Source organism: Nonomuraea sp. KM90 (assembly GCF_052246675.1).
In the GTDB taxonomy this organism is placed as follows: domain Bacteria; phylum Actinomycetota; class Actinomycetes; order Streptosporangiales; family Streptosporangiaceae; genus Nonomuraea.
This window is the reverse complement of record NZ_JBQQCB010000371.1, coordinates 1-1050: the sequence shown is the minus strand read 5'-3', so window position 1 is coordinate 1050 and position 1050 is coordinate 1. Positions and strand designations below refer to the sequence as shown.

Genomic DNA, 1050 nt, shown 5'->3' with positions numbered 1-1050 from the left:
CCTGTCGAGGCGGGTCACGCAGCCGGGCAGCCCGAGCTCGGGCGCCGGGTCGTCGTGGACGGTGAACATCGCCTGGTAGAGCGGGTTGCGGCCGGTGCGGGCCCGTGGCGCAAGCCGTACGACCTCCATGAACGGCACGTCCTGGTTGGCGAGCGCGTCGGTGACGGCGGCGAGCAGGTGCGGCCATGGGCCGGATCGCACGGGCACGCAGACGGTGTCGATCAGGCAGCCCACGGCCCTGGTGGCGGTCTCGGTGCCGCGCTTGGAGACGGGCGTGCCGAGACCGAAGCGAGCCTGTCCCGTCACCTGGGCGAGCGCCTGGGCGAAGGCCGCCATCAACACGACGAAGCGGGTGGTTCCCGCCTGCCTCGCCTGGTCCTCCCAGGCTTCCAGCACGTCCGCGGGTAGGTGGTGGGTGTGGGCCAGGCTCTGCTCCCCGACCTCCGGATAGCGGAGCGGAGGCAGGCCGGCCAAGCGCGCGCGCCAGAAGGCGCGCTGGGGTTCCAGGCCGGTGTGCTCGTCCTGTTCGCGCCACTCGGCCGCGACCTCGGCCAGCGTGGGGGCGGGCCGTTCGAAGGCGGGGGCGTGCCCGCGCAGGCGGGCGGCGTAGGCGGTGGACAGGTCCGCGGCCAGCAGGTGCTCGGAGAAGCCGTCCACCGCCACGTGGTGGACGGCCAGCCCGAGCGACCACGCGTCACCGTTGCGGGCCACCGCGGCCCTGATCACCTCTCCCTTCTCGATCGCCAGCGGCTGGGCGAGGGCGGCCTCGGCGTCGGCCATGCGGGTGAACCTGAGCAGCGGCGTCGGGACGGGGTCCGGGACCCTGGCCACCGGCTCGGGCTCGAGGCGGTAGGCGGCCCGCAGGGCCTCGTGCCTGGCGACGAGGTCGCCGAGCGCCGCCTCGAGAGCGTTCAGGTCGAGCGGGCCGCAGATCTCCCAGCGCATCAGGCACAGCGGTGACAGGTCGTCGGGGAAGAACGCGCGCATCGTGCAGAAGGCCGCCTGCATGCCGCGCAGGGCGACGGTGTCGCCCGCCGCCGTGCGCGGCGG

Annotated in this window: 1 protein-coding gene; it reads right to left on the bottom strand. The window is 74.6% G+C overall.

What is annotated here, in order from left to right:
• Positions 1-1050 (bottom strand): condensation domain-containing protein (locus ACTWPW_RS64290; protein WP_443175056.1); only part of this gene is annotated, 1050 nt, incomplete at both ends.